6 protein-coding genes are annotated in these 9,535 nt (G+C 41.8%); 4 read left to right on the top strand and 2 right to left on the bottom strand.

The features are described from left to right. The first annotated feature begins 88 nt into the window (after positions 1 to 88). The 3 genes from sucC (at position 89) to argA (ending at position 3,651) form a co-directional block, all read left to right on the top strand. The gene (gene sucC, locus JIG41_RS12725; protein WP_036968617.1) at positions 89 to 1,255 is read left to right on the top strand and encodes an ADP-forming succinate--CoA ligase subunit beta; all 1,167 of its coding nucleotides are present in this window, start codon (positions 89 to 91) and stop codon (positions 1,253 to 1,255) included. Next, positions 1,255 to 2,127 (top strand): succinate--CoA ligase subunit alpha, encoded by an 873-nt coding sequence (gene sucD, locus JIG41_RS12730; RefSeq protein WP_199524861.1) that lies wholly within the window; start codon positions 1,255 to 1,257, stop codon positions 2,125 to 2,127. Before sucC ends, sucD begins: the two co-directional genes overlap by 1 nt. A gap of 183 nt (positions 2,128 to 2,310) precedes the next feature. Then, positions 2,311 to 3,651 (top strand): amino-acid N-acetyltransferase, encoded by a 1,341-nt coding sequence (gene argA, locus JIG41_RS12735; protein ID WP_199524862.1) that lies wholly within the window; start codon positions 2,311 to 2,313, stop codon positions 3,649 to 3,651. 44 nt (positions 3,652 to 3,695) lie between these two features. On the opposite strand, the gene JIG41_RS12740 is transcribed toward argA, so the two are convergent. Beyond that, positions 3,696 to 4,766 carry a DUF3083 family protein gene (locus JIG41_RS12740; RefSeq protein ID WP_118844230.1) on the bottom strand — a complete coding sequence of 357 codons (1,071 nt, stop codon included), beginning with the start codon at positions 4,764 to 4,766 and terminating at the stop codon, positions 3,696 to 3,698. A gap of 218 nt (positions 4,767 to 4,984) precedes the next feature. Here JIG41_RS12740 and glnS point away from each other — a divergent pair, with 218 nt between their 5' ends. Then, positions 4,985 to 6,652, top strand: coding sequence for a glutamine--tRNA ligase (gene glnS / locus JIG41_RS12745; protein ID WP_036968612.1), 1,668 nt, complete (start codon positions 4,985 to 4,987; stop codon positions 6,650 to 6,652). A gap of 83 nt (positions 6,653 to 6,735) precedes the next feature. Here the strand turns inward: glnS and JIG41_RS12750 are convergent, their stop codons facing one another. Further along, positions 6,736 to 9,141, bottom strand: coding sequence for a TonB-dependent receptor (locus tag JIG41_RS12750; RefSeq protein WP_199524863.1), 2,406 nt, complete (start codon positions 9,139 to 9,141; stop codon positions 6,736 to 6,738). Between the last annotated feature and the right edge of the window lie 394 nt (positions 9,142 to 9,535).

A 9,535-nucleotide genomic window follows, 5' to 3' on the forward strand; every position in this document is an offset into this window, starting at 1 on the left:
GGGATTTATACTAGGTGCGCAATTTGGGATAGCTGTTTATTTGCATAAATATTCAGCTCTTTTAGTATAAAAAATTGGATAAAGCATCATGAATTTGCATGAGTATCAGGCAAAACAACTTTTTGCCGAATATGGTTTACCAGTTTCTCACGGTTACGCTTGCGATACACCTGAAGAAGCTGCAGCAGCTGCTGAGAAAATTGGCGGTGATATGTGGGTTGTTAAAACACAGGTTCACGCAGGTGGCCGTGGTAAAGCTGGCGGTGTTAAGCTAGTTAAAACAATCGACGAAGTTAAAGAGTTCGCTGCGAACTGGTTAGGTAAAAACTTAGTTACTTACCAAACAGACGAAAATGGTCAGCCAGTAGCTAAGATCCTTGTTGAGAGCTGCACTGACATCGCTAACGAATTATACCTAGGCGCTGTAGTAGATCGTGCTTCTCGTAAAGTTGTTTTCATGGCATCTACTGAAGGTGGTGTTGAAATCGAGACTGTTGCTGAAGAAACGCCAGAGCTAATCCACAAAGCTGAAATCGATCCACTTGTAGGTCCTCAAGCGTATCAAGCTCGTGAATTAGGCTTCAAACTAGGTTTAAACCCAACGCAAATGAAACAGTTTGTTAAGATCTTCATGGGTCTTGCGAACATGTTCAACGATTTCGATTTCGCATTATTAGAAATCAACCCGCTTGTTATCACAGACGAAGGCAACCTTCACTGTCTAGATGGCAAAATCGGTGTAGATGGTAACGCGCTTTACCGTCAACCTAAAATCCGTGAAATGCACGATCCATCTCAAGAAGATGCACGTGAAGCTCACGCTGCAAGCTTCGAGCTTAACTACGTTGCACTAGACGGTAACGTGGGTTGTATGGTTAACGGTGCAGGCCTAGCAATGGGTACGATGGACATCGTAAACCTACACGGTGGCAAGCCAGCTAACTTCCTAGATGTTGGTGGCGGCGCGACGAAAGAGCGTGTATCTGAAGCATTCAAGATCATCCTTTCAGACGACAACGTAAAAGCTGTTTTAGTTAACATCTTCGGTGGTATCGTTCGTTGTGACATGATCGCAGAAGGTATCATTGGTGCAGTTAAAGAAGTAGGCGTAAACGTACCAGTAGTAGTACGTTTAGAAGGTACTAACGCTGAACTAGGTCGTGAAGTACTTGCTAATTCTGACCTTAACATCATCGCTGCTGAATCACTAACAGACGCAGCTGAAAAAGTTGTTGCTGCTGCGGAGGGCAAATAATGTCTGTATTAATCAATAAAGATACAAAAGTTATCTGTCAAGGTTTCACTGGTGGCCAAGGTACTTTCCACTCTGAGCAAGCGCTTGAGTATGGTACACAAATGGTTGGTGGTGTTAGCCCAGGTAAAGGCGGTCAAACGCACCTTGGTCTTCCAGTATTCAACACAGTACGTGACGCTGTAGAAGCAACTGGCGCAACTGCATCAGTAATCTACGTACCAGCACCTTTCTGTAAAGATGCAATCTTAGAAGCTATCGATGCTGGCATCGAGCTTATCGTTTGTATCACTGAAGGTATCCCAACACTAGACATGGTTGACGTTAAAGTTAAGCTTGAGCAAACTGGTGTTTGCATGATCGGTCCTAACTGCCCAGGTGTTATCACTCCGGGTGAAACTAAGATCGGTATCATGCCTGGTCACATCCACAAGCCTGGTAAAGTAGGTATCGTATCACGTTCTGGTACACTTACTTACGAAGCGGTTAAGCAAACTACTGATGCTGGTTTCGGCCAATCAACATGTGTTGGTATCGGTGGCGACCCAATCCCTGGCACTAACTTCATCGACGTTTTAGAAATGTTCGAAAAAGACGAGCAAACTGAAGCAATCGTTATGATCGGTGAAATCGGTGGTACAGCAGAAGAAGAAGCTGCTGAATACATCAAGCACAACGTAACTAAGCCTGTTGTTTCTTACATTGCGGGTGTAACTGCGCCTCCAGGTAAGCGTATGGGTCACGCGGGTGCAATCATCGCAGGCGGTAAAGGTACTGCTGATGAGAAATTTGCTGCATTAGAAGCTGCTGGCGTTAAAACAGTACGTTCACTAGCTGACATCGGTGCTGCACTTAAAGAGAAAACAGGCTGGTAATCGGTCTTTAATCTCTTAAAAAGAGGCTCGCTTATGCGGGCCTTTTTTATTACTTAATTCACTGTCAATTTTTATGCATAAATAAAGAATAAAAATTCTTTATTTATGAATAAAAATTCCTTAAACTAATTCCTCTGTTTCCGTTTTAATAAAAAACGCTTGAATTTAAAAGGTAATTAGCACGTGCGTACTACAGAATTAGTAGACGGATTTCGTCAGTCGACTCCTTATGTAAATGCCCATAGAGGCAAGACTTTCGTTGTAATGCTGGGTGGTGAGGCGATAGACCAGCCAGGCTGTCGAAGTATTATTAATGATGTTGCTCTATTAACAAGCTTAGGTATTAAGATTGTTTTGGTGTTTGGCGCACGGCCACAATTTAATGCCGCTTTGAATGAGGTTGGCATAACTAGTCATTTTCATAACGAGATCCGTGTTACCGATAACACCACTTTTGAAGTGATTAAAAAAGTGGCCGGAGCAATGCAATTTGACATCACCGCGCGTTTATCCACGTCATTAAGTAGCACCCCCATGTCGGGCTCATTTTTAAATGTAGTCAGTGGTAATTTTGTTATAGCGCAGCCTTTAGGCGTTGATGAAGGGGTTGATTACCACCACTCGGGGCGTGTTAGGCGAATTGATGTTGAGGGAATACGCCACCAACTCAATAACAATAGTATTGTGCTCCTAGGTCCGATTGCTGCCTCAGTGACGGGTGAGAGCTTTAATTTAACCGCGGAAGAAATTGCGACTCAGGTTGCTTTAAAGCTCAGAGCAGACAAAATGCTAGGCTTTAGCCAAGATGCAGGTATTTTAGATGAAAATGGCGAAGCGATAGCAGAATTAATGCCAAACGAAGCCGAGCGAGTGTTAGAGCACTATCGCACTCATACACCTTCATGTTTGAGCGCCCCTGTCTTTTTGCAAGCTGCTATTGATGCATGTCGGGGTGGGGTGCATCGGTGTCACCTTGTTAGCTACAAAGAAGATGGTGCCTTATTGCAAGAGCTCTTCTCTTTGGATGGTATTGGGACCCAGATTGCGCCACAAAGTTCTGAACAACTTCGTAGTGCAACGATCAGTGATATAACCGGTATCTTAAACTTAATTAGACCACTTGAAGAGCAGGGCTATTTAGTGCGTCGCTCAAGAGAGCAATTAGAGATAGAAATTGAGCAATTCACAGTGATTGAGCGTGATGGACTTATTATCGCGTGCGCTGCCCTTTACCCATTTGATGAAGAGCAGGTTGGTGAATTTGCAAGTCTTGCTGTTCACCCTCAATACCGTGATGCAGACCGTGGCAGTAATTTATTACGTTTTATAATTAATAAGGCAAAACGGTGTGGTTATCATGGGTTATTTGCGTTAACAACGCGCAGTATTCATTGGTTTATTGAACAAGGTTTTGTATTGGTGACGGTCGATGAACTGCCCGCGAAGAAAAAGTCGCTGTATAACTACCAGCGACGCTCAAAGGTATTACGTTTAGACTTATCTAAATTACCAAAAAATCGTTAAGGTAAAGGTGGGTGACACATCGCTGTCACCCGCGTAAAACCTGTTTAATATTGATAGTTAATATGCTGATAAAAGCGCACGCGTAAGTCTTGGCGTGTTGGATTAAACGCAAGTTCGTCTGTCACCTCATTAATGGCACTTTGTACTTGGTTCATAAATCGGCCGTAACCGATATCGTGTTTATCTTTTTCTGCTGCTGCAATAACAAAGTGCAGCACATCGACCAACGTATCCGCATTCCAAAATTGTTGTATTTGTACTTGCTCGCTGGTGCAGTCGAAAGTCAGTTTTTGTAACTCGCTATTGCTCTGTGCATTGTCAATATTACTATTACGCACAATCGGGCGAGTGCCATTTGCGATAAAGGCAGCTAAGTTAAGTTGACGCTTATCACAGGCACGTTTAAACGCATCAAAAATATACTGATAAAACTGACTATAGTTTTCTTCATTTAGCATATGCTGAAATTGTGTCTTAATTGCGCGTGTGACAGGAATTGAAAAGCCTGCATAGGTCATTTCGCTGTGATCGCTTGGCAAATGGCATTGGCGCGATTGATAACGCGGATATAAACTTCGCAACTTATAGCCATAGCTTTCTTTGTGGCCTTTGGCTTTGGCAAATAAGTCATAGGTTAAGTGTTGATGATCTCTAATCTTAAGCGGGGGTTGGTTGCTTAAAAGCTTGTCTTGTAATGTATTGATTACCCGTTGCACTTTATGGTGGAACTGTGCCGCATTTGCACGAATATCGTCACCGGTTGCTAAGAATAATAAGCGAATTTTTTTGCATCTTTCTTCGCCATTAGCAAATACATTGTGTGCTTCGTGGTATTGTGGATTATAGAAAAATAATATTTGTTTTGTTGTTTCTAAACTGTACGCCTCATCATGGTAGCGTACGACAGGTAGTTTATCATTCGCAATGAGATGTACGTTATGAAGTTCATACTCATCGCACAGCGCAAATAATTCCCTTGCAAGACGCTTGTAACCGCAGCTAATGTTTGTAAACTGGGCAAAAAACTCATCATTGGGTTTAAATTCAACTAACACATACTGGTTTGCACGTGCAGAGCTAGGAATATAGACTCGGTGTTGATTGAGTGAAGCCATCTCTTTTCCTTATTAAATAGTGAAACTATCGGCACTATATCGTCAGTCAATGATCATTTTATTGCGTTAGAACAACTTTTTTACCGATTTGACCATAGGGTTTTAACAATCGCATTATTATCTTCGATAAACACACATCAACTACTGTATGTTAGCGCTTCTTTTTGTAATAATGCAGTAGTTTTGTCACCATGCAATATTCAGAGGATTATGCTCCTATGGCGGAAATTGAGAATCGCCCAAGTAACTTTATAAGAACGCGTATCGACGAAGATCTCGCAAGCGGTAAACACGCGACTACGCATACACGTTTTCCACCAGAACCAAATGGTTTTTTACACATTGGTCATGCAAAGTCTATATGCTTAAATTTTGGTATTGCCCAGGATTACAATGGCCTTTGCAACTTACGTTTTGATGATACAAACCCAGAAAAAGAAGATATCAACTACGTAAACTCTATTAAAGAAGATGTGCAGTGGCTCGGTTTTCAATGGGATGGTGAAATTAAATATTCATCAAACTACTTTGATGCACTTTATGGCTATGCCGTTGAACTTATCGAAAAAGGGCTTGCGTATGTGTGTTTCTTGTCAGCAGACCAAGCTCGTGAGTACCGTGGTACGCTAAAAGAGCCAGGAAAAAATAGCCCTTATCGTGATACACCTGTTGAAGAGAACTTAGCCTTATTCGAAAAAATGCGTAACGGTGAGTTTAAAGAAGGCGAGTGTGTACTGCGTGCTAAAATTGATATGGCAAGCTCGTTTATTGTATTACGCGATCCTATTTTGTACCGTGTACGTTTTGCTCACCATCACCAAACAGGTGATAAGTGGTGCATTTACCCAATGTATGACTTTACACATTGTATTTCTGATGCGCTTGAAGGTATTACACATTCTTTATGTACGCTTGAATTCCAAGATAACCGACGTCTCTATGACTGGGTGCTTGATAACATCAGCCTAGAATGCCATCCACAGCAAATCGAGTTTTCACGTTTAAATCTTGAATACACCATTATGTCTAAGCGTAAATTAAATGACTTAGTGGTTAATGGCCATGTTGAAGGCTGGGATGACCCACGTATGCCAACGATTGCTGGTTTACGTCGTCGTGGTTATACACCAGCTTCAGTACGTGAGTTCTGTTCACGCATTGGTATTACTAAGCAAGAAAACATGGTTGAAATGGGCATGTTGGAAGCGTGTATTCGTGAAGATTTAAATGAACATGCACCACGTGCTATGGCTGTACTTGACCCTGTTAAAGTGGTTCTAGAGAACTATGATGCAGATAAAGTAGAAACGTTATCAGTCGCTAATCACCCGAACATAGAAGAAATGGGACGCCGTGATGTGCCATTTACGCGCGAGCTTTATATTGAACGCGAAGATTTCCGTGAAGAAGCAAACAATAAGTTTAAGCGTTTAGTGCTGGGTAAAGAAGTGCGTTTACGCGGTGCTTATGTGATAAAAGCTGAACGCATTGAAAAAGACGCTAATGGTGAAATCACCACGATCTTCTGTTCTTACGATGATGAAACGCTGGGTAAAAACCCAAGTGATGGTCGCAAGGTGAAAGGGGTAATCCATTGGGTATCTGCTAGCGAGTCTATTACTGCAGAAGTACGTTTATACGATCGTCTATTCAACGTACCTAACCCAGCAGCTGCTGAAGACTTTAATGCAACGCTTAATCCAGAGTCGCTTGTGGTGTTATCAAATGCGAAGTTAGAACCTTCACTTGCAAATGCACAAGCAGAGCAGGGCTTCCAGTTTGAACGTACAGGGTATTTCTGTCGCGATAATAAAGCACAGACACTTGTGTTCAACCAAACGGTGGGTCTTCGTGATTCATGGGCTAAAATCGAACAAAAAGGTTAAACAGCGCGTTTAACTTTTTTAAAGGATAATAAAAAACCCTTTCACTTATTAAAGTGAAAGGGTTTTTTTATATTCGTTACTTTTTAGAAGTAACCGCGGATACCTAGGCTGAAGTTTCTGCCCGGTAGTGGCGCTTTTTCTTTAATAAACGAGCTGTGAACAAAGCCAAGTTCGTCTGTTATGTTATCAACGTTGATATAAAGCTGTGTATCTACTGGGCCTAAGTCAAGTTGATAATTCGCTGACGCATCAAACAAAGTGTACCCTTCTGTTTTTGTCTCGTAGGCAGTGATGTCTGACTGCTCAAAGTAATGTGTACCTGTTAGGCTAAACTGCCAATCAGAGACGGTATACTGTAACTCTGAACCCAATTTATTCGCTGGGATTCGTGGTAAGTAGTTATTGTCATCTTTTAATTTAGCTGTCGTCGAATCACCAAACACTTTCACTAAGGTGCTAGGTGAAACTTGATAGTGCACATCAAATTCTAACCCATACAATTTGGCATCTTTACTGGTAAATTGGTAAACCGCCATGGCATCATCGTGTACTTCTTCTGCCATTTCTAAGCCATGTTCTTCATCAAAGAAATAGCCCGTATTTTGTTGGTAATAGAAGTTTTCAATATCGTTATAGAAAAAGTTGATTGTATAACCAAAGTCACCAATGAAACGACGGAAACTTAAATCAAAGTTTGTTGCAGTCTCTTGTTTGATGTCTTCAGGTTCAAAGTGAATTTCACCTTCTTCAATATGATAACCTAAGCCTAATTCATAAGTACCTGTTGCAATGTGAACACCATTCGAGAGTAGTTCTGCACTTAATGGCGCACGTTCCGAGTGAGACACGCTAAGCGCAACGCTTTGGCCTTCTTGATATTGCCAAATAGCACCCGCAGATAAGCTTAAGTTAGTGAAATCGGCACTGTAGTTAATTGTTTCAGCTTCTTCCTCTTCATCATGCGCTTCTTCTGCATGATCATGATGATGTTCAGCCAATGTGACAGCAGAATCGATTTGGTAATCTTCGATGCGCGCACCTAGTTCAACAGTGACATCACCAAATTGTTTTTCCTCAAGTAAAAATAGCGCGTTTGATTTTGTTACACTAGCCGGTGTGAACGCTTCTTCGCCATCGGCATCATAGTCAGACTCTGTATAGTGGTAACCAGCCATACCGTGCCAAAGACCAAGTTTATGCTCGACTGTCGCACGCGCTTCAGTTGTTTTGTTACTGAACACCGTTCCAACTTCACCGTCTTCAATTTCAGCATGTTTATAATCTGTATAACCTACGCGCAACGAGATGTTTTCAATCCAGTTATTATGAAGAGCGTAACTCATGTAGCCTTGCCAACGGTCTTGCTCTAACTGAGCAAAAACAGATTCTTCATGGGTTTCTTCGCCATGTCCTGCTTCTTCATGTTCAGCTTCTTCTTCATGATCGTGGCCATGATGTTCATGGGCAGGAATACCATAATCTGTTTCAATACGGCCATATGACACGCCTAACGTTAAATGTTCACCAACGTAGCTAGTTCCAAAGTTAACGGTTTGGCTGTCTATAAAGGTATTTTCTACGCTGTTAGCAGTCTCGTGCTCAGCGTGTTCTTCACCTTCGTGTTCTTCATGCTCTTCTGGAAGTTCAAACGTGGGAGTTTTGTAGTCGTCACCCGTGCGTTTTGTGCCATCAAAATGGAAGTTGAAACCGTTGTTACCTGTTTCTAACTTAGCTGCATAGGTATTCGTATTTGATACTGTGTCGTGCGTGTATTGAGCCGCACCTGTCAATGTCTCGATGTTATCGGTAGGAATACGGTTATCAACAACGTTTACCACACCCCCAATTGCGCCTGAACCATAAAGTAGGGTAGCTGGGCCACGAAGCACTTCAATTTGCTCTGCTGCTAAACTGTCATTTGAGGTGGCATGATCGGGTCCGATACGAGATGCATCACTACTGTCTAAACCATTTTGTGTAATTTTAACACGCGGGCCATCTAAACCACGAATTATAGGGCTTGATGAAACGGGACCAAAATAACTGGCATTAACACCCGGTAAGCCTTTTAAAGTTTCACCTAGAGTCGGTTTCGCTTTATTCTTTAAATTGTCACCTGATAACACATTAACCGGTGAGATCATCTCTAAGCTGTTTTTGTGTAAGGCTGACGCATACACAACAACGGTTTCTACGGATGTAGGCGTCAAAGTAACAACAACAGATTGATCATCACCATTAATATCAACACGCTTATCAATGAAATTATCTTTGCTTACATGAAGTTGACCTTTGCTGTCGACATCAATTTTAAATTCACCTTGCGCGTCAGTCATTACAGCCTGTGATTTACCATGCACATGGACTTGTGCATTAACAACGGGTTGTTGATTTTTATCTACTACTTGGCCTGTGATAACAGCAGCAATGCTTGATTGAGAAAACAGTGCAGCGGCAACAGCACTAGAAATAATTGAAAATTGCTTCATTGTTACTACTTTTTACGTTGGTTGTTGAGTGTTGTGATATAATATAACACCACCATTTTTCAATGGCAATAACGTTATACTATAACTTATAAACTGTCGCGATTTAAATTTCATACACTATACTTAGATTATTTAATCGGTATGGCCCGTGGTTATGTCTGATAAAAATAGAGTATTTAAGGCGCAGTTCACCATCGCAGATTTACGTGAGCATTGTAATCATCAGGAAATCTTCACCACCGCCTGTGACAGAGCAGGGTGAGAGCATACTTTGTTAACAAGTATTAACCAAAGATAAGCTCAGCCCTGAATTCATCGTCAAAACTAGCCCTAACACACTTACTGCGTATCGAGTCTTTACGGCCTTTGTGCTGTTTTACCAGGTTGCGAACAA

The sequence above is a fragment of the Pseudoalteromonas sp. bablab_jr011 genome (genome assembly GCF_016464045.1).
GTDB classification, from domain to species: Bacteria; Pseudomonadota; Gammaproteobacteria; order Enterobacterales; family Alteromonadaceae; genus Pseudoalteromonas; species Pseudoalteromonas lipolytica.

Bases quoted from the DNA above. Each gene is read 5' to 3' on its own strand.
- sucD (WP_199524861.1), top strand. From the start codon at position 1,255: ATGTCTGTATTAATCAATAAAGATACAAAAGTTATCTGTCAAGGTTTC.
- JIG41_RS12750 (WP_199524863.1), bottom strand. From the start codon at position 9,141: ATGAAGCAATTTTCAATTATTTCTAGTGCTGTTGCCGCTGCACTGTTT.
- sucC (WP_036968617.1), top strand. From the start codon at position 89: ATGAATTTGCATGAGTATCAGGCAAAACAACTTTTTGCCGAATATGGT.
- JIG41_RS12740 (WP_118844230.1), bottom strand. From the start codon at position 4,766: ATGGCTTCACTCAATCAACACCGAGTCTATATTCCTAGCTCTGCACGT.
- glnS (WP_036968612.1), top strand. From the start codon at position 4,985: ATGGCGGAAATTGAGAATCGCCCAAGTAACTTTATAAGAACGCGTATC.